This window comes from Mesorhizobium album (assembly GCF_033977205.1).
GTDB lineage: Bacteria > Pseudomonadota > Alphaproteobacteria > Rhizobiales > Rhizobiaceae > Mesorhizobium > Mesorhizobium album.
The window spans coordinates 192,817-213,837 of record NZ_JAVIIW010000003.1 but is presented as its reverse complement, the minus strand read 5'-3'; the positions used below and the strand labels follow the sequence as shown (position 1 = coordinate 213,837).

Genomic DNA, 21,021 nt, shown 5'->3' with positions numbered 1-21,021 from the left:
TCGCACACTCCTTCAAAACTCTGGGAAAGCCCGGCATTTCGCCGGTAGCCCTACACCACAGATCATTGTCACAAACCAGTAAAAAAGCGCCAACCGCCGGCTAAGCCGGCGTGGCGGTTTGGTTAAGCCGCCCTGGCCATGCCGGCGAGGTATGCGGCAAGCCGGTCGCGGTCGGCGGTCAGGCCCTTGTAGTCGAGTTGGGCCTGGTCGAGGGCATTGAGCTGGTCGGCGAAGGAGGCCGCGAGCGCGGCCCTGTCGGGGTGGCGGACAAGCACCGCGAGTGGGTCGAGATGGATGCGGATGGTGAAGAGGATGTCGCGCGACACCGGCAGCTTGCGCAGCGTCTGGCGCTCGACGCGCATGAAGGCGTGGGCGTTGATATCGCCATCGGGAAAGCGCGTCGGGCGGTTGGTGGCGCGGTCGATGCGCTGGATGTTGGAGAGCGGGTGATAGAGCGCATCGCCCGCCTGGATCGACCAGTTGAAGCGCTCGACCGCCTGGCCCTGCAGTCCGTCGAACATGCGGTTGATGATCTCCGCGGGCCGCGAGCCGGGGCCGAAGCCCGGCACCGGTGCATGGATCTGCTGCAGCGGCTTGCCGAATTTTTCCAGGAGCGACCAGGACGAGGGAAAGCAGAGCGATCCGGCCGCGAGCCGCCAGCCGCGCTCGTCGCGGCGCATCAGGATCAGATCCTCCTGGACGAGCAGGGACGCTTGGGCGAGTGGCGCTCCGCTCAATTCGGGAGGCAGCGCATCGATCGCTCCTTGGAGGCCGACGACCTCGACGCCCGAGCCTGCGCCGCGGTGGGTCTCCGGATATTTTGCTGGAAGGTGGGCGGCGAGAAGGTCCAGCACTTCTTGCTGCGCGTCGCGACTATCGCCTTCCTCGACAAAGATCTTTTCCGGGATCTCCGCGTAAAGCCGACGCTTCTCGGCGAGATGGGGCAAGAGGAATTGATCGACCTCGATCCAGCGGTCGAGATCGAGCGGCTTCAGGCCGATGGTGAAGAGTTTCGAGGACCCGTCATAGGGCGTATGGGTCGGCTGGCGAATGGTCATTCTTGCTTCAAACAGAAAATCCTGGGCGGCTTCAGTGTCAGCCAAGTCGCGCAGGGATCAATCCGCGCAGTGAGTTGCCGACGAAAATGGCCTTGGCCGACTTCAGATCATCAAAAGTGTAGATCGCTTCCGCCGCGCGGCCTTCGTCCAGAAGCTCGCCGCGCAATACGCCAGGCAGTAGGCCGCAATCAAGCCGTGGCGTCACCAGCACGCCGTCGCCGAAGTCGGCGAAGACATTGGTGATCGTGCCTTCGCAGAGTTCGCCGCGCTCGTTCTCCAGAAGCACCTCGTCGGCCCGCGTGACCAGATATTCGGCGCGCGCTCGCTGGTAGGTTTCGCGGCGGCTGGTCTTGTGGCGCAGCAGCATGTTGCCGGAATCGAGGCGGACGCGCGCCAGCTGCAGCCGCCAGACCTTGTCCGCAGCGAGCGGTTCGTAAGGCTGCGCCGATGCCGTCGCCTCGCCATTGCGCTGCAGAGCGAGGCGTATACGAAGAGCGATCTGTTGTCCGCCGACGGTGCTCGAAAGGACTTCGCCGATCCGCTGCGGATCGCAGGCAAAGCCGAGCTCCGCCGCCGAAGCGTAAAGCCTGGCAAGGTGGCGCTCGAAGCGCAGGAAGCCGGAGCCCGGCTCCCAGCGCATGGTCTCGATCAGCTCGAAATCGGCACGGTCCCCGCCGCGAAGCGCGCTTTCAGAAGACACTCCCGATACTCCTCATCGGCCGTCGAATCGAAGACGACGCCGCCGCCGACATTGTAGACGGCCTCGCCATCGGCAAAGAGCGAGATGGTGCGGATCGCCACCGAGAACCGCATCGTGCCGCCGGGCGCGACCCAGCCGATGGCGCCGCAATAGACATCGCGCGGCACGCCCTCGAGATCGTGCAGGATCTCCATGGCGCGAATCTTCGGCGCGCCGGTGATCGAGCCGCAGGGAAAGAGCGCGGCGAACACCTGGCGGATGCCGACATCCGGCAGAAGCTTCGCCCGCACCCGGCTCACCATCTGATGCACGGTCGGATAGGTTTCGATGCGGAACAGCTCCGGCACTTCCAGCGTGCCGACCTCGCTGATCAGCGAGATGTCGTTGCGCAGGAGGTCTACGATCATGCGATTCTCGGCCTGGTTCTTCTCGTCGTTGCGCAGGAACGCCTTCAGCCGCGCGTCCTCGGCCTTGGTTGCCCCGCGCGGCGCCGTGCCCTTCATCGGATGCGTCTCGATCATGCCGTCCGCACAGATCTCGAAGAACAGTTCCGGCGAGCGCGACAGAACGATCGGATCGCCGAGCGAAATCAGGGCGCCGTATTTCACCGGCTGGCGCCCGGTCAGCGCGTCGAAGGCGGAAAGCGGATCGCCCGACCATTGCGCATGGACAGGAAAGGTCAAATTGCCCTGGTAGCAGTCGCCTTTGCGGATGTGGTTGTGCAGGCGAGCGAAGCGGGCGGCGTAGTCCTTGGCAGACCAGGCTGCCCTGGCGTCGAAGATCGGCCCATTGCTGGCGGGGCTTGAACTCTGCGGAACGGCCTGTTCGAGCGGCGCGTCGAAGACGCCGAGACAGATCAGCGGCGCGCGGCGGCCCTCAGGCAACAACGGCACCAGCTTCGGCTCGAGCAGGTAGCCGGCCTCGTAGGAGAAATAGCCGGCCAGCCATTTGCCGGCGTCGGACGCCGCCTGCGCGGCTTCCAATGCCGGCGTGAATTCGTCCGCGTTGCGCGCGACAATGATTTCGCGCGGCTTGTCGAAGACGAGCTGGCGGGCCGTCTCGTCATTGCGGAAGATTGCGGAGGGCAGGGACATAGGCTTCGGAGGTCAATGGCGCCGTCGACCGCTCTATATGGGGGTTTGTTCAGGCGCAATCGAGGGAACGGCGTCGGGCGGCGCAAAGTCGTCCCTTGGTACAACATCGGTCCCAAACAAAGGCGGCGCCCGCCATGGACGCCGCCTCTTTGGGCCGATTGCCGCGATTAGGTGTTGCTGGCGGTGCCCGCCGTTGGGAAGCGGCGGGCGAATTCCGCCTCGTCGCCCGCGGCCAGCAATTTCGCCTGCTCGATCCATTTCTCGCGCGCGATGCGGCCGTCGAAATTGAGCACCTCCTCGATGCGCTTGACGTCGGCCTCGGTCCAGGCGGCGATCTGGGCGTAGGTCGTGACGCCCTGGCCTTTGAGCAGTTTTTCATTGACCGGACCGATGCCGATCAGCCGGCGCAGATTGTCGGCCTTACCGGCGGCTGCCTTCGGCGCGGCAGCCTTCTTCTGCGTCGCGCTTGCCTTCGGTGCAACGGCTTTGGCCGCAGGCTTCGGCGCGGGCGCCGTCTTGGCCGCTGCCGGCTTCGCCGTAGCGGGTTTGGTCGCAGCCGATTTTGCTCCGGACGATTTTGCCGGCGATGATTTAGCCGCTGCCGGGGCCGACGTCAGCGCCGCCGGCGCGGGCGCGGCGGCCTTGCTGGCGCCAGCCTTGGCGGGCGCGGAAGGCGCCTCGCGCAGCTTGCGCTCGAGATCGGCGCGGGCGCGTCCACCTGCGTCGAGTTCGCCGGTCAGCCGGTCGGCATCGGCGCGCAACCTGTCGCGTTCGCTCTTCGTGCGATCGAGATCGCCGTGCAGGCTATCGAGCTCGCCGCGCAGGCGGCCCCAGAGGAACCAGCCAACCAGGACACCCACAACGAACGCCAGGAGCATGTAGAAGAAAGTGCTCATTTCCCTCTCCAGTCCGATCGGGCGGACGCGGCCCGGAATGGCGGGCTCGCCGCGGGGATCGTCAATCGTTCCGCGGTCGGCGGAACAGCCGCTTCAAATCGAGCTGTCGGCGCTTGGCTCTCCTCCGGCTACGGCCGACGGCGATCGTCGCATTCGCCGAAGCGCAGCTAAGGCCGTCTCTGGCCCTGGCGTTGCGTCCGGCTGAGCTTGGGGCCGGACGCTAGCATACGGCTTGCGGAAAGCTAATTGAAAAATGCGGTCGAGAGTTATTGAAGAACAGGTATTTAGGCCAAGAATAGAGCGCCATAAATATGCGTTCCGGCTAAATTACTCCGGTCTACGCCGCCGGGCGAACGCCCGTCATTTGTCGAGCGCTTCCAGCTCGTCGATCAGCGTGCTGATCACGCCAAGGCCGATCTGCCAGAAGGCAGGGTCGGTGGCGTCTAGGCCGAAGGGCGCCAGAAGCTCCGAGTGATGCTTGGTGCCGCCGGCGCGCAGCATCTCAAAATACTTCTCCTGAAAGCCGCGCTCGGCATTCTGGTAGACGGCATAGAGCGAGTTCACCAGGCAATCGCCGAAGGCATAGGCATAGACATAGAACGGCGAATGGATGAAGTGCGGGATGTAGGTCCAGAAGACCTCGTAGCCGTCGCGCAGCTTGATCGCCGGCCCGAGGCTCTCGGCCTGCACTTCCAGCCAGAACTCGCCGAGCCTGTCCGAGGTGAGCTCGCCGTTGCGACGCTCGGCATGCACCTTGCGCTCGAACTCGTAGAAGGCGATCTGGCGTACGACCGTGTTGATCATGTCCTCGACCTTCTGGGCCAGCATCGCCTTGCGCTCGCGGCGGTCGGCGGTCTGGTCGAGCAGCGAACGGAAGGTCAGCATCTCGCCGAAGACGGAGGCCGTCTCGGCCAGCGTCAGCGGGGTGGACGCCATCAGCGCGCCCTGGCCGGCGGCGAGCACTTGGTGCACGCCGTGGCCGAGCTCATGCGCCAGCGTCATCACATCGCGCGGTTTGCCCATGTAGTTGAGCAGCACGTAAGGATGCGCCGAAGGCACCGTCGGATGGGCAAAGGCGCCAGGCGACTTGCCTGGCCGCACAGGCGCATCGATCCATTTGCGATCGAAGAAGGTCCGCGCGATTTCCGCCATCTCCGGCGAGAAGCGCCGGTAGGCCGAAAGCACCGTATCCCTTGCATCGTCCCAGCGGATCACCGCCTGCGGGGTCTCGGGCAGCGGCGCGTTGCGGTCCCAATGGTTCATCACATCCATGCCGAGCCAGCGCGCCTTCATCGCGTAGTAGCGGTGAGAGAGGCGCGGATAGGCCTCGCGCACGGCCGCCGCCAGCGCGTCGACCACGCCGCGCTCGACACGGTTGGCGAGGTGGCGTGAATCGGCGATGTCCTCGAAGCCGCGCCAGCGGTCGGAGATCTCCTTGTCCTTGGCCAGCGTGTTGGTGATCAGCGTGAAGGTGCGCAGGTTCTTGCGAAAGGTCGCTGCGAGCGCCTCGGAGGCGCGGCGGCGCACTTCGCCATCGGAGTCCTGCAGCCGGTTCAGCGCCGGCTCCAGCGTCAGTTCCTCGCCGTCGACATCAAAGCGCAGGTCGGTCATCGTCTCGTCGAACAGGCGGTTCCAGGCGCCGCGTCCGGTGACGGACTTTTCATGGAACAACTGCTCGACGCGGTCCTCGAGCTGGTATGGCTTGTCCTTCCTGAGGTCGAGCACCCAGGGCCGGTAGTGGGCGAAGGCCGCGTCGGCCGCAAGCGCGCTTTCGATCGCAGCGTCGTCGATCAGGTTGAGCTCCAGCGCGAAGAACAAGAGATGCGCGCTGGCATCGGTCATCTTCTCCTGGATGTCGCCATAGAGCTTGGCGCGCTGCGGATCGGCGGTATTGCCGGCATAGACCAGCCCGGCATAGGAGACGATGCGGCCGATCAGTTCCTCCAGCGCCTCATAGGTCTTCAGCGCCTCGCCGAGCCTGCCGGCGGCGCCGCGCCCGGCCTCGGCGGCCAAAGTGCCCTTCCAGCGGGCCTCGAAGGCGATGGCATCGCCTGCCGCCCGGGCGATGTCGCGCTTCAGCTCCGGCGCCTCCATGCCGGAATAGAGATCGGCGAGGTTCCATTCCGGCAGATCGCCAAGCTCCATCGCGCCGTGACCGGACGCTGTCGCCGCAAGCCGCCGACCAAACATCATGCGCATCAACAATACCTTCCAAAATCAAAGGGAAAGGAGAAGCCGGTCAAATCCTAAGGAATTCGTTCACCGGGTTTTTTGAAACCTTATTTAGAACCCTGTGCCAAGATGATCCATGGGGATTTCTTAGGGCCGGGCAGCCAGTGCAGTCATGACAGGTTCCGTACTCATAGTCGATGACGATCCCGTGCAGCGCAGGCTGCTCGAGGCCGCAGTGACGAAATTCGGCCACAGCGCCATCGTCACGGACGGCGGCGAGGCGGGCCTGGATGTGCTTGACGGACCGAACGCGCGCGAGGTGTCGGTCGTCATCCTCGACCTCGTCATGCCCGGCCTCGACGGCATCGGCGTGCTGAAGGCGATGCGCGAGCGCGCGATCAGCCTTCCGGTCATCGTGCAGACCGCGCAGGGCGGTATCGAGACCGTAGTGTCGGCCATGCGCCACGGCGCTTTCGATTTCGTCGTCAAGCCTGCCTCGCCCGATCGGCTGCAGACGTCGATTTCCAATGCGTTGAAGGTCGAGGCTGTCGAGGACGAGATGAAGCGCACGTCGCGGCGTCGCGGCGGCCATCTCACCTTCAAGGACCTGATCACGCGCAGCCCGGCGATGGACCGGGTGATCCGCCTCGGGCAGAAGGCGGCGGCCTCCAACATCCCGATCCTCATCGAAGGCGAATCCGGCGTCGGCAAGGAGCTGGTGGCGCGCGCCATCCAGGGCAGCGGCGACCGCCGCTCAAAACCCTTCGTCACCGTCAATTGCGGCGCCATTCCCGACAATCTCGTCGAATCGATCCTGTTCGGTCATGAGAAGGGTTCCTTCACCGGCGCGACCGACAAGCACACCGGCAAGTTCGTCGAGGCGCATTCGGGCACGCTGTTCCTGGACGAGATCGGCGACCTGCCGCTCGACGTCCAAGTCAAGCTCCTGCGCGCCGTCCAAGAGGGCGAGGTCGATCCAGTCGGCGGCCGTTCGACCGTCAAGGTCGATATCAGGCTGATCTCGGCGACGCACCGCAACCTTTTGCAGCAGGTCAAGGACGGCAAATTCCGCGAGGACCTGTTCTACCGGCTGAACGTCTATCCGATCTTCGTGCCGCCGCTGCGCGACCGGCGCGACGATATCCCCTATCTTGTCCGCCATTTCATGGAGAAGGTCGCGTCGGCCGACCCGCGCCGCCGTCTCAGCGGCATATCGCCCAAGGCGCTGGCAATGCTGCAGGCCTATGATTGGCCGGGCAACATCCGCCAGCTCGAAAATGCGGTGTTCAGGGCGTCCGTGCTCGCCGAAGGCGAGTTGCTGACCGAAGAGGAATTTCCGCAAATCCGCGCGCAGGTCGAAGGCACGGTCGACCTCGGCGGCGAACCGGCATCGGCCATAGCCGGGCCGCCGCCAATCGATCAAGCCGCCTCCAACGGGGCTGGAGCCGCCTTGCCCGAGAGCGAGACCCCGGCACGGCTGCAGCCCCGCTTCGGCACGCTCAGGGCCCTGGACGAGCGCGGCAACGTGCGGGCGCTGGCCGACGTGGAACTCGAGATGATCAAGCTTGCGATCGACCACTATAACGGCCAGATGAGCGAAGTGGCGCGTCGCCTCGGCATCGGCCGCTCAACGCTCTACCGCAAGTTGAAGGAATATGGCATTGATCCCGAAGCGGGTCGTCTCGACCGGCTCGCCTCCTGAGACGCAAGCCTGAGTCCAGCTTGGCATCCTAAAATCCGAGTCAAATTGTCGCTTACCGGCGCGCAAGCCGCTGTTTTTCAGCATCTTGCGCGCCGTTGATCACGCATTTAAGGCAAACGGTAACAGATCGTGTTCCAGTGTGAGCCGAATTATTGATCTAAACCAGTGATTTACCACGAAACACGGTGCATCATTTTTGACGGGATATCGCCACTGTGTTACCTCATTTCGGCTTCAATAAGCGATGATTAACCATTAGGATCGATATTCGGATGTGAGAACCACGCATCCGTTTGGGCAAATCCGGGGACAAACGGTCAGCCTGCAAGGCCTTTTGATTTGAACCAAGTCGAACGACAGACAAACGGGCGGCATTTTCACATGAGCGTCTGGCCGAGGTGGCTGACGTTTGTGATTTTGACTGTCGGGTTCCTTTCGGTAGCCGCTTCCGGCGCGAAGGCCGAAGTCCGCACGCTGAAGCTCTATCACCTGCATACGCACGAGAAGGCCGAGATCGTGTACAAGCGCAATGGCCGCTACGATCCGGAAGGTTTGCGCAAGATCAACATCATCCTGCGCGACTGGCGCCGCAACGAGCCGACCAAGATGGATCCGCGGCTCCTCGATCTGGTGTGGGAAGCCTACCGCGAGAGCGGCGCGACGGACTATATCCAAGTCGTCTGCGGCTATCGCTCGCCGTCCACCAACGCTATGCTGCGCAGCCGCAGCCGCGGCGTCGCCGAGAAAAGCCAGCACATGCTCGGCAAGGCGATGGACTTCTACATTCCCGGCGTGCCGCTGAAAAAACTGCGCAACATCGGGCTCAAGATGCAGGGCGGCGGCGTCGGCTACTATCCGACTTCTGGCTCGCCTTTCGTCCATATGGACGTCGGCAATGTCCGCCACTGGCCGGGCATCAGCCGTCAGGAGCTGGTCAGCCTGTTCCCCAACGGCAAGACGCTGCACGTGCCGAGCGATGGCCGGCCGCTGCCGGGCTATGAACAGGCTTTGGCCTCCTACAAGGCGCGCAAGGGCGCCGGCACCCCCAACATCGAACTGGCTAGCGCCGGCGGCTCGACCAAGCGGTCCGGCGGTCTGCTTGCTGCTCTCTTTGGCGGCGGCGGCGAGGACGAGGCCGACGACAGCGCCGATGTCGCGAGCGCCGAACCCGCGCCCCAGCCGAAGGCTGTGAAGCAGGTTGCGCCGGCCAAGAGCAGCAACCTTCCGAGCATCGCGGTTGTCGCGCCGCAGGACGCCAAGCGCGCCAACATCCCGCAGATCGCGAATGACAGCGCCGACGATTCGCAGCCGCAGCAGGATACGCCCGAGACCATTATCGCCGCGCTGCCGCCGAAGGAGATTCCGCTGCCTGCCTTCGCGCCGAGGCCGAAGGCGGATGTCGGCCAGCAGACGCCTGAGAACGTGCCGTTCGCCACGGCGGACGCCTCGGCCACGACCGAGCAGGCGGTGGCGACCGCGCAGCCGCCGGTCAATGTACCATTCGGCATGGCTGATGCTGGCGCGGCAAAGGTTGGGGCCGATCCTGCGCAACTCGCGGTCAACAATGTTCCGTTGCCGACCTGGCGGCCCGATTTACCGACGGAACTCGCGCCCAAGGACAAGAACGTACTTTTGGCGCTGGCCGAGACGGCCTCGCAGGACAAGAGCGCGACCGATGCCTTCTCGGTGCTGCCGACCGCGCGTCCCGACGCGAACAAGCCGGACGAGATCAAGGCTGTGCTTGAACAGGCCAACGCAACCGCCGGTGCGAGCGGAGCCGAATATGAGGTCGCCTCGCTGTCGGAGCCGCAGCCTCGCTCGGCATTCAACGATCCGTCGGGGCTCGACGCGGCCTCGCCGCGCCAAGCCATAGCCGCCCGCCCGGCCGGCACGGACCCTGCGCAGGCGATCGGCGCCGGTGTGAAGACGACCCGCAAAGAGGCGAGGGCTTCGGCCAACGATCTGAAGCCCGGGCCGAAGGCGATGGTGGTGGCGACGCCGCCGCAGGCAGCGCGCTGGGCGCTGGGCAGCGGAGTGAACATCGCCACCGTTTCCGACCCGACGACCGCGCCGCGCTATGCCTATAACATCGTGCACACGCCGCCGAGCGAGGTCTACACGGCGGGCTTCCAGACGGATGCCCAGACGCCCGATGCCAGCCGCTTCACCGGTAACGCCGTGAAGTTCCTTTCGGTCGCCCGCTTCCAGACGAAATAGCGAGCCCGCAGGTACCGCAAGCCGCGTTGGACAACGGCGCGGCTTTTGTTTTTTCATGCGTGCTTGCCTTGACCGCCCGGTCTCCCGCTTCGTCTAATGGTAGGACAGCGCCCTTTGAAGGCGTGAATCGTGGTTCGAATCCATGAGCGGGAACCAGTCGGCGGCCGCGCTTCCTGTTGGCGACAGCGCGCAATGACACAAGCCTAAACCTGTCGTAGTGCGGAAGGGGTCATCGGCAACACCGCCGCTCCCGGCCACACTGCGACGGATCTCAACGGATACCCTCAACGGGACACAAAGGTCACGGCACGGTGCAGCAGGCAGCCGAGATCGTCGTGCGGCTTGCTACGCCGGATGCCGACGCCCCGACCGGCGCCTATTTCGACGACAACGGGTCGCTGCCCTGGTAAGCGCAGAGAGCTTTATTTGGCGAGCTTGCTCGCCTCGCGCGCGAGGGCTTCGATCTCATCCCACTTGCCGGCCTTGATGAGGTCGTCGGGCGCGACCCACGAGCCGCCGACGCAGATGACATTGGGCAGGCTGAGATAGTCGGCGGCATTCTTGGCCGTTATGCCGCCGGTCGGGCAGAACTTCACGTCGGCGAGCGGCGAGGCGAAGGCCTTTAAAGAAGCGATGCCACCCGACTGCTCGGCAGGGAAGAATTTCAAGAAGCGCAAGCCGGCTTCGCGCGCGGCCATGATCTCGCCGGGCGTGATGGCGCCGGGCAGCAGCGGCACGGGGCTGTCCTTCGCAGCATCGAGAAGCTGGCTGGTGATGCCGGGGCTGACGATGAATTTCGAGCCGGCGCGTGCCGCCTCGTCGAACTGCTTGGCATCGAGAATTGTGCCGGCTCCGACAACCGCATCCTCGACCTCGGCCGCGACGTGGCGGATCGCCTCCAGCGCGTCGGCAGTCCGCAGCGTGATCTCGATTGCCCTCAGGCCGCCGCGCGACAAAGCGCGGGCGAGCGGCACGGCGTCGGCCACATTGGCGATCTTGAGCACCGGGATGACCGGCTGGCCGTTGAGGAGCGACAGGAGCTTTTCGGTCTTGCTGGTCATTGGCTTGTCTCTCCGTTTGATCGATTTCAACCGATTAGCAGAAGGGGTATTCCAAGTCCACGAAGGCGGGCGTGTCGCGATGTCACGCCGCAAACCACTCGTGCACTCTGGCTTGAAACGGCTTTCAGCACGGTCTAGTGGCATAGCCATGACAACAGCCAGGGAAATTCAGCCGGTCCGCGTCGCCGCGCTCTACAAGTTTGCGCGGCTCGACCGGTACGAAGCCCTGCGCGCGCCGCTCGCCGCCTTCTGCTGCGGACGCGGCATCAAGGGCACGCTGCTGCTGGCGCATGAAGGCATCAACGGCACGGTCGCCGGCAGCGAGGAGGCAATCGCCGCGCTTATCGATCACCTCCAGGCCATCCAAGGCCTTGCCGGCCTGGAAGTCAAATACTGCAACGCCGCCGACATGCCGTTCCACCGCATGAAAGTGCGGCTGAAGCGCGAGATCGTCACCATGGGCGTCGAGAACATCGACCCGGCGACCAGCGCAGGCACCTATGTCGCGCCGGCCGACTGGAATGCGCTGATCTCGGATGCCGACACGGTGGTGGTTGACACGCGCAACGCCTACGAGGTGTCGATCGGCACCTTCAAGGGCGCCATCGATCCCAAGACCACCAGCTTCCGCGAGTTCCCGGCCTGGGTCGAGGAGCACCGCAAAGAGCTCGAAGGCCGCAAGGTAGCGATGTTCTGCACCGGCGGCATACGCTGCGAGAAGGCGACGGCTTATGTGAAGTCGCTGGGCTTCAGGGACGTCTTCCATCTCAAGGGCGGCATCCTGAAATATCTCGAAGAGGTGCCGGCCGAAGAGAGCCTGTGGCAGGGCGAGTGCTTCGTCTTCGACGAGCGCGTGTCGGTGTCGCATGGGCTGGCCGAAGGCGACGCCGAACTCTGCCGCGCCTGCCGGCATCCGCTGACAGCCGAGGACCGGCTGTCGCCGAAATATACGGTCGGCGTCTCATGCCCGCACTGTTTCGAAGCGCGCTCGGACGAAGACCGCGCCCGCTATGCCGAGCGGCATCGCCAGGTCGAGCTGGCGCAGGCGCGCGGCGGCCGGCGCCATATCGGAAGCTGAGGCGCCGGTTCCACAAAACGGTCGCCCGTCATTGTAATGTCAAGGCGCGGGGCCTACGTCTTGCCGATCCGAAACCCCGCCCGGGCGCATTCGGCCGGGCCAATTCTGGAGGCATTGATGCTCGACCCCAAGAAGCTGCTCGACGACCTTCTCGGATCGCAAATTCCTGGCACGGGATCGACCGTTCGCGACAAGGCCGGGCAGGCGGTGCAGATGGCGAAGGACAATCCGCTCGCCGCCGGCGCGCTGGCCGCGGTGCTGCTCGGCACCGGCACCGGCCGGCAGGTGACGGGCGCCGCCATCAAGCTCGGCGGCCTGGCCGCCATCGGCGGCCTAGCCTACAAGGCCTACCAGAACTACAAGAACGGCGCCGAGCCGGCGCAGACGCCAGCCGCGGGCGAGCCGGAACTTTTGCCGCCGCCGGCCGACACCGCCTTTCACCCTTCCCAGGCGCCGCAAGGCGAGGCCGAGTTCACGCTTACCCTAGTGCGCGCGATGATCTCGGCGGCCAAGGCGGACGGCCATGTCGATGACGAGGAGCGGCAGAAGATCGCCGACAAGCTCAAGCTCGCCGGCATCGGCGCCGAAGCTGAACAATTCCTGATGGCCGAGCTCGAGCGCCCGCTCGACCTCGACGCGCTGATCGCCAGCGCCAAGACCGATGCGCAGAAGCTCGAACTCTACACCGCGTCGCGCCTCACCATCGATCCCGACACCCGCACCGAGCGCGGCTATCTCGACCTGCTTGCCGGCCGCCTCGGCCTGCCGGACGCGCTGGTCGACCATGTCGAGGCGACCGTGTCAGCGGCGAAGGCGCCGGCCGGAGCTTAAACCGGATTGCGGCGATAAGGGCAGGGTGGACGAAAAGACCGCGTCAAGGCGTTAACCTTTCATTAACCCAGCAAGCGCATGATTCTAACAGTCGGACCGGCTTTCTTTCCTCCTCCCAAGCGCGGTTCAGATCGGGGCGGTCGCCAATGACCGCCCTTTTTGTCGGCCACTCCCTTTTCGTCGACCAGCCCTTTTCGTCGACAAGAGCCGCTTGCCACGACCCTCATCATTTGCGATGCCACATCTTCTTCCAGAAATGGGCTGGGGAGGACGACGATGACCGCCATGACAGAGAAAACCGCCATCGTTACCGGCGCCGGCACCGGCATCGGCAAGAGTGTCGCCACGGCGCTGCTCCAGGCCGGCTGGAACACCGTGTTCTGCGGCCGCCGCAAGACACTGCTCGAGGAGGCGATCGCCGAGGCCGGGAAGACGAGCGCCAATGCGCTCGCGGTCGGTTGCGACATCAGCAAGGCCGACGAAGTCGACGACATGTTCGAGACCGTGGTCGAGGCGTTCGGGCGCGTCGACCTGCTCTTCAACAATGCCGGCATGGGCTACAAGTCGACGCTGATCGACGAGATCCCGGTGGAGGTCTGGAACGATGTCGTGGGCGTCAATCTCACCGGCTCGTTCCTGTGCGCCCGCGCGGCCTTCGGCGTCATGCGCCGGCAAAAGCCGATGGGCGGCCGCATCATCAACAATGGTTCCGTATCGGCCTATGCGCCGCGCCCGGGCTCCGTGCCGTATACGGCGACCAAGCACGCCATCACCGGACTCACCAAGACGCTGGCGCTCGACGGCCGCCCTTATGACATCGCCTGCGGCCAGATCGACATCGGCAATGCACTGACCGAAATGGCACAGCCGATGACGGTCGGCGTGCCGCAGGCCAACGGCTCCATCGCCGCCGAAGCGGTGATGGACGTCCAGCGCGTGGCGGATGCGGTGCTCCACATGGCAAGCCTGCCGCTTGACGCCAACGTGCTGTTCATGACGGTGATGGCGACGAAGATGCCATTCGTCGGCCGCGGGTGAGGCGCTGAGGTTTACTTCTTCAAGAACGCCTCGATACGTTCCAGCGCGCGCAGGATGTTCTCCTCGGAATTGGCGTAGGAGAGCCTGATATAGCCTTCGCCGAGCACGCCGAAGTCGGGGCCGCCGATCAAGGCCACGCCGGCATCTTCCAGCAGCGCGGAGGCGAGCTTTTTGGCCTTCCAGCCCGTCTTCGATACGTTGGGGAAGGCATAGAAGGCACCCTTCGGCGTGATGCAGGAAATGCCGGGAAGCGCGTTCAGGCCTTCGACCACGATCTTCCTGCGGTTGTCGAAGGCGCGCATCATCTTTTCGACGTCGTCCTGCGGGCCGTCGATCGCGGCGATACCGGCATACTGGCTCGGCGCGTTGACGCATGACCAGCAGTTGACGGCCAGCTTGCGCACCTTGTCGTAGAGATAGGCGCCCTTTTCTCCGTTCGGCCAGATCGACCAACCCATGCGCCAGCCGGTCATCGCCCAGGTCTTCGACCAGCCGTTGAGCACGATCAGCCTGTCGCGGATTTCCGGAAAATTGAGCAGCGAGCAGTGCTTCTCGCCGTCATAGGTCATGACGTCGTAGATCTCGTCGGAGAGGATCGCGACCTCAGGGTGCTTCTCCAGTCCCTTGACCAGCTTCTCGATCTCGGCCCGCGGGGTGACGCCGCCGGTCGGATTGGCCGGCGAGTTCAGGATCAGGAGCCTCGTCCTCGGCGTGATCAGCGCCAGCGTCTCCTCAGCCGAGAAGGCAAAACCGTTCGCCTCGCGGATCGGCACCGGAATAGGCGCCGCGCCGGTGAACTCGATCATCGAGCGATAGATGGGAAAGCCGGGATCGGGATAAAGAATCTCCGCCCCCGGTTCGCCGAACATCAGGATCGCGGCGAACATGGTCGGCTTGCCGCCGGGCAGGATCATCACGCTTTCGGGCGATACCTCGACGCCGGTGGTGGTGAGCGTGCGGCGCACAACCGCCTCGCGGGTGGCGAGCAGGCCGTTGGCAGGCGTGTAGCCATGATGACCGTCGCGCAGCGCCTTGATCGCCGCCTCGACGATGTGCTGCGGCGTCTTGAAGTCGGGCTGGCCGATGCCGAGGTTGATGATGTCGCGGCCCTGATGGGCAAGTGCAGTGGCGCGCGCGAGCACTGCGAAGGCATTTTCCTCGCCAAGACGGTCGAAGGCCGCGATCGTGTGGAGCATTTTTCCCGTCCCTGTGGTTCTTTCTGTGGGCGAGCGTTTTTGTGAGCGTCTCTTCCCAAAAGTCAAACGGATTGGAGTTCTCCGTGTCGGAAAATATTGGGGTGTCGGAAAATCTCAAAGACTGGCGGCCGCGCCCGCGTCCGGAACGAAAGGTGCTTGAAGGCCGCACCGTCAGGCTCGAGCCGTTGAGCGCAGCAAGGCATGGCGACGGGCTTTATCAAGCCTCGTCGGTGCCCGATGCCGGCGGCCGCTTCGCCTGGCTGCCGGATTATCCGCCGGAAACCCGCGCCGCCTTCCAGCCGTGGCTGGACAAGGTCGAGGCGAGCGAGGATCCGCTGTTTTTCGCCGTCATCGACAAGGCGAGCGGCAAGGTCGCCGGGCGCCAGACGCTGATGCGCATCGATGCCGCCAACGGCGTGATCGAGATCGGCAACATCTATTGGGGGCCACTGATCTCGCGCAAACCGCAGGCCACCGAAGCGCAGTTCCTGTTCACCAAATATGCCTTCGACGAGCTCGGCTATCGTCGCTACGAATGGAAATGCAACAACCGCAACGAGCCGTCGAAGCGCGCGGCGGAACGTTTCGGCTTCAAGTTCGAAGGCATCTTCCGCCAGCATCTTGTGGTAAAAGGCGAAAACCGCGATACCGCGTGGTATTCGATCATCGACAAGGAGTGGCCGGCTTTGCGCAAGGCCTATGAGGCCTGGCTCGATCCGGCGAATTTCGATGGCGAAGGCCGCCAGAGGCGGCGGCTCGAGGATTTCCGCGCCGAGTTCGGCGCGTAAACAGGAGTTCGACGATGGCGCATGATCACGGGCACGGCGCAGATGCGCACAGCCACGGCGCCGGTCACGTGCATGGGTCGACCGACAAGAAGCGGGTGCTGATCGCCACCTGCCTGACAGCCGGCTTCATGGTCGCGGAGGTGCTGGGCGGCCTCATCACCGGGTCGCTGGCGCTGCTTGCGGATGCCGGCCACATGTTGGCGGACGCGATCGCGCTTGGCCTCGCCTGGTACGCCTACCATCTCACCGGACGCCCGGCGACCGGGCGTCTCACCTACGGCTTCGCCCGGGTGAAGACGCTGGTCGCCTATACCAATGGCATCGCCATTTTCGTCATCGCGCTCTGGATCGTCTACGAAGCCTGGGGGCGGCTGATGCACCCGGCGCCGGTGCTGGGCGGACCGATGCTGGTGGTGGCGGTCGCCGGCCTGCTGGTCAACATCGCCGCCTTCTTCGTGCTGCATGGCGGCGACCGCGAGAGCCTCAACATGCGCGGCGCCATCCTACATGTGCTGGGTGACTTGCTTGGCTCGGCCGCGGCAATCGCGGCGGCGCTCGTCATCCTGGCGACCGGCTGGACGCCGATCGATCCGATCCTGTCGGTGCTGGTCTCGCTGCTGCTCCTGTCGACGGCGTGGTCGTTGATGCGCGAGGCCGCGCATGTGCTGCTCGAAGGCGTGCCGGCAAGCCTCGATCGCGACCTCATCGCCAGGGATCTGGAAGCCGCGGTCAAGGGCGTGCGCGAGGTGCATCACATGCATGTCTGGTCGCTTGATGGCACAAGCAACATGGCGACGCTGCATGCCTGCCTCAATGACGGCGTCGACCCGCATGTGGCGGTAAGCGCCATCAAGAAGCGGCTCGCCATGAAGCACGGCATCGATCACGCCACGGTGGAGCCCGAATTCGGGCTCTGCGCCGACGGCCATCACGAGCACGACCATCATCATGACCATGCGCATGATGCGCCTCGCGATCGCCGCCACTATCACTGAGCCGGTGATGAGCTTGAAGAGCTTCGGATCGAGGGACGGCGCCTGATGGATCGCGATACACGCAACGCGGCGATCGCCGCGGCTTGTATACTGCTGCTCTTCGGGCTCGCCGCCTATTTCCTGCCCACCATAATGCTGGCCGCCGGCAGCGTTTCGACGGTGCTTGCGGCAATCGTTGCCGCAATCTTCATGGTGGCGCTGTTCGTCGTCTTCTGGCTGCGCGGACGCAGCCAGCGCAAGAAAGGTCGCTGAAATGAGAATTCTGATCACCGGCGCCGCCGGCATGGTAGGCCGCAAGCTGATCGCAAGGCTGGCCAAGGACGGTGCGCTGCGCGGGCGTAAAATCGCGGCGCTCGATCTGCATGACATCGTGCCGCCGCAGGCGCCGACGCTCGCAGGCGTCGACGTCTCGATCCACACCGGCGATCTTTCCACGCCGGGCGCGGCGGCGAGCTTGGTCGCCTCGCGTCCCGATGTCATCTTCCATCTGGCCGGCATCGTCTCCGGCGAGGCGGAAGCCAATTTCGATCTCGGCTACCGCGTCAATCTCGACGGCACACGCGCTTTGTTCGACGCCGTGCGGCTGGCGGCTCTCGCGCCGCGCCTTGTCTTCACTTCATCGATCGCTGTCTTTGGCGCGCCGTTCCCGGATGTCATCCCGGACGAGTTCCACCCCACGCCGCTCACCTCCTATGGCACGCAGAAGCTGATCAGCGAGGTGCTGCTTGCCGACTACACGCGGCGCGGCTTCTTCGACGGCATCGGCATCCGGCTGCCGACGATCTGCGTGCGCCCGGGAAAGCCCAACAAGGCGGCGTCGAGCTTCTTCTCGGGCATCATCCGTGAGCCGCTGGTTGGGCAGGAAGCGATCCTGCCAGTGCCGCGCTCGGTGCTGCACACGCATGCCAGCCCGCGCTCGGCGGTGAATTTCCTGATCCATGCGGCGGAGATCGACGGCGATGCCGTCGGGCCGCGCCGCAACCTCACCATGCCGGGCGTCGCCGTGACGGTCGGCGAGCAGATCGAGGCGCTGGAGCGCACTGCCGGACCCGAAGTGGCGAAGCGGATCCGCGAGGAGCCCGACGAGACGATCTGGGCGATCGTCAAAGGCTGGCCGACGCGGTTCGAATCTCGCAGGGCGCGCGAGCTCGGCTTTGCCGCCGAGACGAGTTTCGACGAAATCATCCGCGCGCATATCGAAGACGAGCTGGGCGGCAAGATCGCCTAAGATGTGCGGGATATTCAGGTGAGGCCGGCCTGTTGCGGCCCAGCGCACTACCGGCGCTGTCGGTCGGTCATCCGCCGGCCGTCAGGCCGGCCGAGAGCAGCAGCAGCCCGACCAGGAAGATGAAGGCCGCGCCGCCGATCTCGACGATCGAGTGGATGCGGTTGCCGAGACGCCCGTCGCCGGCGAAATAAACCGCCCAGTTCTTGGCTGTCACTGCGAGCGTCGCGAGCGCCGAGACGGTGATCGCGGTGCCGATTGACATCGCCAGCACCGACAGCAGGCCACCCATCCAGAGCCCGTTGAGCAGCGCGAAGCTCAGTACGATCAGCGCGCCCGAACAGGGGCGGATGCCGACAGCGGCCACCGCCGACCAGGCGGTGCGCCAATCGAAGCGGTCGCCCGAAAGCAGCGCCGGGTCGGGCGCATGCGAATGGCCGCAGGTCTCGCAGACTTCGCCTGGACCATGGTCGTGGTGATGATGCGCCGTGTGATCATGATGGTGGTGATCATGCGTCTCGTGGCTGTGCGCATGCGAATGCGCCGCATGATCATGGTCGTGTTGCGCGTGCGACGCGTGGACGTGCGCTGCATGGGAGTGTGTGTGGGCGTGAGAATGTCCCGCATGCGAGTGCGCATGTGAATGCCCGCCATGCGAATGGCCGGCATGCGCCGCCGACAGGCTGTAGGCTGGACCGGCGCCGAACAGCCGAAGGATGGCCGGGCCCGCTTTGCGCCAGAGCAGCCAGGCGCCGAACAGGGTCACCAGTACATAGCTCGAGATTTCGAGGAACCATGCCGCATCGGTCATCGACACCGCGGTGCCGCGCAGCACGAAATAGGCAAGCATCATGACGACGATAGCGGTCAGGCCCTGCAGCAGCGCCGAGACGAAGGAGAGCATGATACCGCGCCTCAGCGCCACTTCGTTGGCGACCATGTAGGACGAGATCACCGCCTTGCCGTGGCCGGGTCCGGCGGCGTGGAAGATGCCGTAGGCGAAGGAGAGGCCGACCAACAGCCAGAGCTTGCTGCCGTCCTGACGCATCGCCTTCATCGCGGCTGCCAGCGAATGGTAGAATTCCTGTTGGCGCATGTTGATCCACATCAGGATGTGGGCGAACGGGCCGGAGGTGCTGGGGGCCATGCCGTCATTGGTGCCGATGCCGAGCGAGCTCTGGGCATGGGTGGCGCCGGGCAGATGCGTCATCACCAGGGTGGCAGCTGCAAGGCCGAGCGCCAAGCGCAGCGATGGTTTCATCACCGATTATCCTTCTGGCGGGCAGTTCAGTTCGAGCTTGGTGGCGAAGATCTTGCTCATGTCGGTGCCGGTCGGATCGTTGAAGAACGCGTCCGTCAGGGTCTTCTGGTTTTCCTTGATCGCTTCGTCCGGATCGGGACGGATCACCTTCTTGGTGCAGTTCGAGGGCAGGCCCTCGACGGTGAGGTTGGCGTCGTCGGTGAAGTCGATCGCGGTGTAGAAGGTCGGATCGTAGACGCCGATGTCGATCTTGCCGGCGAGCTTGATCGGCGTCTTCGGTTCGGACTCGAACAGGATGATCAACTGGTCGTTGTCGAAGTTTGCCATCAGATGCGGCGGCGGCACCATAGGCACGTCCTTGCCGTCCTGCGTGACCAGTTGGAAGTAGTTGAACTCGGCCAGCGAGGAATGGACCGTGTCGGCCACTTCCTTGAGCTCGTTGTCGTCAAGCTTCAGGTCGGAGTTCTTGTCGAACTCCATCATCACCGTGCTCGAAAAAAGATCGTCGAAACGCCACAGATGCCGCAGCGCTTTCACACTTTGGTGATCCTCGCTCAGGATCACGTCGAGACGAGCCTCGGCAAAGACGTGCGGATGCACCTCGGCCGGCTCGATCGCGGCAAATGTCATTGCTGCGGCCGAAGCCAGCATGGTTGCTTGCCGTTTCAGGTGCATTCCGGATTGCGATTCCATCGACTTAGGGAGTGGCTTCGAGAGTTATCATAAAGCGGGCGAAATTGGGACGCGCGCTTTATTCGTTTTGATGCATGTCGTTGTCCGGAACGCTGGACACTTCCGGGCGACATGCATCAAGCCGCGTCGCGCGTCCTGAACCAGTGCACCAGGAAATCGACGAAGACGCGGACCTTGGCGGGCAGGTAGCGGCGGTGCGGGTAAACGGCGAAGATGCCGCTGCCGGAGAGAATGCGGTCGTCGAGCACGCTCACCAGCCGGCCGCTTGCGACGTCGGGCGCGGCGATAAAATCCGGCAGCATGGCGAAGCCCAGGCCCGATGCGGCGGCTGCTCTCGCTGCCATCGGACTGTTCACTTCGATCGGGCCCGACACCGTGACGCTCACCGAATCTTCACCGTCGCCCTTGAAGCGCCAGTTGCCGAGCGAGCGGCCGTTGGTGTCGACGATGCACGGCATGTTGGCAAGGTCCTGCGGCCGCGTCGGCATGCCGTGCTTGGTGATCAGCTCCGGCGACGCGCAAAGCTTGACCGAAAACGGCGCCAGGCGCCTGGCGATCAGCGAGGAGCTCTCAAGCCGCGAGATGCGTACGGCAAGGTCGAAGCCCTCCTCGACCAGATCGACGAAGCGGTCGTCGAGTTGGATGTCGAGCACGATGTCGGGGTGCTGCTTGGCGAAGTCGATCAGCGACTGGCCGATCGGCGCGTCGGCGAAGGTGCGCGCCGCCGAAAGCTTGATGCGGCCGCGCACGTCGCCGGAGGATTCGCGCACGGCATCCGCCAGGCTGTCGACCTCGCGCACGATCTCGGAGGCGCGCTGGTAGTAGGTGTGGCCGGCTTCGGTCAGCGAGAACTGCCGCGTGGTGCGGTTCAGAAGCAACGCGCCGAGCTCGTCCTCCAGCTCGCGCACATATTTCGATAGCAGCGCCTTCGAGCGGCCGATTTTGCGCGCGGCGGCCGAGAAGCCTTCGGCCTCGACCACGTCTATGAAGGCGCGCATGCGGGTCAACGTATCCAT

19 protein-coding genes and 1 tRNA gene are annotated in these 21,021 nt (G+C 64.6%); 10 read left to right on the top strand and 10 right to left on the bottom strand.

Going from position 1 to position 21,021, the window contains the following annotated elements; translation table 11 throughout:
* Positions 1-122: 122 nt before the first annotated feature.
* The 5 genes from RFN28_RS04150 to RFN28_RS04130 all read right to left on the bottom strand — a co-directional run bounded on the left by RFN28_RS04150 (position 123) and on the right by RFN28_RS04130 (position 5,947).
* Positions 123-1,058 carry a heme-dependent oxidative N-demethylase family protein gene (locus RFN28_RS04150; protein ID WP_320286101.1) on the bottom strand — a complete coding sequence of 312 codons (936 nt, stop codon included), beginning with the start codon at positions 1,056-1,058 and terminating at the stop codon, positions 123-125.
* A gap of 37 nt (positions 1,059-1,095) precedes the next feature.
* On the bottom strand, positions 1,096-1,758 hold the full coding sequence (locus RFN28_RS04145; protein ID WP_320286100.1) for an aminotransferase class IV family protein: 663 nt from the start codon (positions 1,756-1,758) through the stop codon (positions 1,096-1,098).
* Entirely contained in the window at positions 1,707-2,852 is a 1,146-nt protein-coding gene (locus RFN28_RS04140) for an aminodeoxychorismate synthase component I (protein WP_320286099.1), read from the bottom strand. The genes RFN28_RS04145 and RFN28_RS04140 overlap by 52 nt, the downstream gene beginning before the upstream one ends.
* Before the next feature lie 167 nt (positions 2,853-3,019).
* A complete protein-coding gene (locus RFN28_RS04135) occupies positions 3,020-3,748 on the bottom strand; it encodes a helix-hairpin-helix domain-containing protein (protein WP_320286098.1) in 729 nt (242 codons plus the stop codon).
* A gap of 360 nt (positions 3,749-4,108) precedes the next feature.
* Complete coding sequence (locus RFN28_RS04130) at positions 4,109-5,947, bottom strand: M3 family oligoendopeptidase (RefSeq protein ID WP_320286097.1); 1,839 nt, start codon at positions 5,945-5,947, stop codon at positions 4,109-4,111.
* Positions 5,948-6,092: 145 nt separating this feature from the next.
* On the opposite strand from RFN28_RS04130, the gene RFN28_RS04125 reads away from it, so the two are divergent.
* The 3 genes from RFN28_RS04125 to RFN28_RS04115 all read left to right on the top strand — a co-directional run bounded on the left by RFN28_RS04125 (position 6,093) and on the right by RFN28_RS04115 (position 9,995).
* Complete coding sequence (locus RFN28_RS04125) at positions 6,093-7,622, top strand: sigma-54-dependent transcriptional regulator (RefSeq protein WP_320286096.1); 1,530 nt, start codon at positions 6,093-6,095, stop codon at positions 7,620-7,622.
* 381 nt (positions 7,623-8,003) lie between these two features.
* On the top strand, positions 8,004-9,839 hold the full coding sequence (locus tag RFN28_RS04120) for a peptidoglycan L,D-endopeptidase MepK (protein WP_320286095.1): 1,836 nt from the start codon (positions 8,004-8,006) through the stop codon (positions 9,837-9,839).
* 82 nt (positions 9,840-9,921) lie between these two features.
* Positions 9,922-9,995: transfer RNA gene (locus tag RFN28_RS04115), tRNA-Gln, on the top strand.
* Positions 9,996-10,261: 266 nt separating this feature from the next.
* Here RFN28_RS04115 and RFN28_RS04110 read toward each other — a convergent pair.
* Positions 10,262-10,900, bottom strand: coding sequence for a 2-dehydro-3-deoxy-phosphogluconate aldolase (locus tag RFN28_RS04110; RefSeq protein WP_320286094.1), 639 nt, complete (start codon positions 10,898-10,900; stop codon positions 10,262-10,264).
* Between the two features lie 148 nt (positions 10,901-11,048).
* Between RFN28_RS04110 and trhO the strand changes: the two genes are divergently transcribed.
* From trhO to RFN28_RS04095, 3 genes are all read left to right on the top strand, one after another.
* Entirely contained in the window at positions 11,049-11,978 is a 930-nt protein-coding gene (trhO, locus tag RFN28_RS04105) for an oxygen-dependent tRNA uridine(34) hydroxylase TrhO (RefSeq protein ID WP_320286093.1), read from the top strand.
* Between the two features lie 117 nt (positions 11,979-12,095).
* Positions 12,096-12,809: a tellurite resistance TerB family protein gene (locus RFN28_RS04100; RefSeq protein WP_320286092.1), complete on the top strand. Its 714-nt coding sequence runs from the start codon at positions 12,096-12,098 to the stop codon at positions 12,807-12,809.
* Between the two features lie 285 nt (positions 12,810-13,094).
* Entirely contained in the window at positions 13,095-13,847 is a 753-nt protein-coding gene (locus tag RFN28_RS04095) for an SDR family oxidoreductase (protein ID WP_320286173.1), read from the top strand.
* Between the two features lie 11 nt (positions 13,848-13,858).
* On the opposite strand, the gene RFN28_RS04090 is transcribed toward RFN28_RS04095, so the two are convergent.
* Complete coding sequence (locus RFN28_RS04090) at positions 13,859-15,043, bottom strand: pyridoxal phosphate-dependent aminotransferase (RefSeq protein ID WP_320286091.1); 1,185 nt, start codon at positions 15,041-15,043, stop codon at positions 13,859-13,861.
* 101 nt (positions 15,044-15,144) lie between these two features.
* Here RFN28_RS04090 and RFN28_RS04085 point away from each other — a divergent pair, with 101 nt between their 5' ends.
* Genes RFN28_RS04085 through denD form a run of 4 tightly spaced genes read left to right on the top strand, consistent with a single transcriptional unit; the run spans position 15,145 to position 18,054 of the window.
* Positions 15,145-15,831: a GNAT family N-acetyltransferase gene (locus RFN28_RS04085; protein WP_320286172.1), complete on the top strand. Its 687-nt coding sequence runs from the start codon at positions 15,145-15,147 to the stop codon at positions 15,829-15,831.
* A 14-nt stretch (positions 15,832-15,845) separates the two neighbouring features.
* Complete coding sequence (locus RFN28_RS04080) at positions 15,846-16,826, top strand: cation diffusion facilitator family transporter (RefSeq protein ID WP_320286090.1); 981 nt, start codon at positions 15,846-15,848, stop codon at positions 16,824-16,826.
* A gap of 45 nt (positions 16,827-16,871) precedes the next feature.
* Positions 16,872-17,078: a hypothetical protein gene (locus tag RFN28_RS04075; protein ID WP_320286089.1), complete on the top strand. Its 207-nt coding sequence runs from the start codon at positions 16,872-16,874 to the stop codon at positions 17,076-17,078.
* A 1-nt stretch (position 17,079) separates the two neighbouring features.
* Positions 17,080-18,054 (top strand): D-erythronate dehydrogenase, encoded by a 975-nt coding sequence (denD, locus tag RFN28_RS04070; RefSeq protein WP_320286088.1) that lies wholly within the window; start codon positions 17,080-17,082, stop codon positions 18,052-18,054.
* A 67-nt stretch (positions 18,055-18,121) separates the two neighbouring features.
* On the opposite strand, the gene RFN28_RS04065 is transcribed toward denD, so the two are convergent.
* The 3 genes from RFN28_RS04065 to RFN28_RS04055 form a co-directional block, all read right to left on the bottom strand.
* Entirely contained in the window at positions 18,122-19,312 is a 1,191-nt protein-coding gene (locus RFN28_RS04065; RefSeq protein ID WP_320286087.1) for a nickel/cobalt transporter, read from the bottom strand.
* A gap of 6 nt (positions 19,313-19,318) precedes the next feature.
* Positions 19,319-19,987, bottom strand: a complete 669-nt coding sequence (locus RFN28_RS04060; protein WP_320286086.1) for a DUF1007 family protein — start codon at positions 19,985-19,987, stop codon at positions 19,319-19,321.
* A 134-nt stretch (positions 19,988-20,121) separates the two neighbouring features.
* A complete protein-coding gene (locus RFN28_RS04055) occupies positions 20,122-21,021 on the bottom strand; it encodes a LysR family transcriptional regulator (protein WP_320286085.1) in 900 nt (299 codons plus the stop codon).

Excerpts from the sequence above, each read along its gene's own strand:
- RFN28_RS04150 (WP_320286101.1), bottom strand. The coding sequence starts at position 1,058 with ATGACCATTCGCCAGCCGACCCATACGCCCTATGACGGGTCCTCGAAA.
- RFN28_RS04140 (WP_320286099.1), bottom strand. The coding sequence starts at position 2,852 with ATGTCCCTGCCCTCCGCAATCTTCCGCAATGACGAGACGGCCCGCCAG.
- RFN28_RS04135 (WP_320286098.1), bottom strand. The coding sequence starts at position 3,748 with ATGAGCACTTTCTTCTACATGCTCCTGGCGTTCGTTGTGGGTGTCCTG.
- RFN28_RS04130 (WP_320286097.1), bottom strand. The coding sequence starts at position 5,947 with ATGCGCATGATGTTTGGTCGGCGGCTTGCGGCGACAGCGTCCGGTCAC.
- RFN28_RS04125 (WP_320286096.1), top strand. The coding sequence starts at position 6,093 with ATGACAGGTTCCGTACTCATAGTCGATGACGATCCCGTGCAGCGCAGG.
- RFN28_RS04120 (WP_320286095.1), top strand. The coding sequence starts at position 8,004 with ATGAGCGTCTGGCCGAGGTGGCTGACGTTTGTGATTTTGACTGTCGGG.
- RFN28_RS04110 (WP_320286094.1), bottom strand. The coding sequence starts at position 10,900 with ATGACCAGCAAGACCGAAAAGCTCCTGTCGCTCCTCAACGGCCAGCCG.
- trhO (WP_320286093.1), top strand. The coding sequence starts at position 11,049 with ATGACAACAGCCAGGGAAATTCAGCCGGTCCGCGTCGCCGCGCTCTAC.
- RFN28_RS04100 (WP_320286092.1), top strand. The coding sequence starts at position 12,096 with ATGCTCGACCCCAAGAAGCTGCTCGACGACCTTCTCGGATCGCAAATT.
- RFN28_RS04095 (WP_320286173.1), top strand. The coding sequence starts at position 13,095 with ATGACAGAGAAAACCGCCATCGTTACCGGCGCCGGCACCGGCATCGGC.
- RFN28_RS04090 (WP_320286091.1), bottom strand. The coding sequence starts at position 15,043 with ATGCTCCACACGATCGCGGCCTTCGACCGTCTTGGCGAGGAAAATGCC.
- RFN28_RS04080 (WP_320286090.1), top strand. The coding sequence starts at position 15,846 with ATGGCGCATGATCACGGGCACGGCGCAGATGCGCACAGCCACGGCGCC.
- RFN28_RS04075 (WP_320286089.1), top strand. The coding sequence starts at position 16,872 with ATGGATCGCGATACACGCAACGCGGCGATCGCCGCGGCTTGTATACTG.
- denD (WP_320286088.1), top strand. The coding sequence starts at position 17,080 with ATGAGAATTCTGATCACCGGCGCCGCCGGCATGGTAGGCCGCAAGCTG.
- RFN28_RS04065 (WP_320286087.1), bottom strand. The coding sequence starts at position 19,312 with ATGAAACCATCGCTGCGCTTGGCGCTCGGCCTTGCAGCTGCCACCCTG.
- RFN28_RS04060 (WP_320286086.1), bottom strand. The coding sequence starts at position 19,987 with ATGCACCTGAAACGGCAAGCAACCATGCTGGCTTCGGCCGCAGCAATG.
- RFN28_RS04055 (WP_320286085.1), bottom strand. The coding sequence starts at position 21,021 with ATGGATACGTTGACCCGCATGCGCGCCTTCATAGACGTGGTCGAGGCC.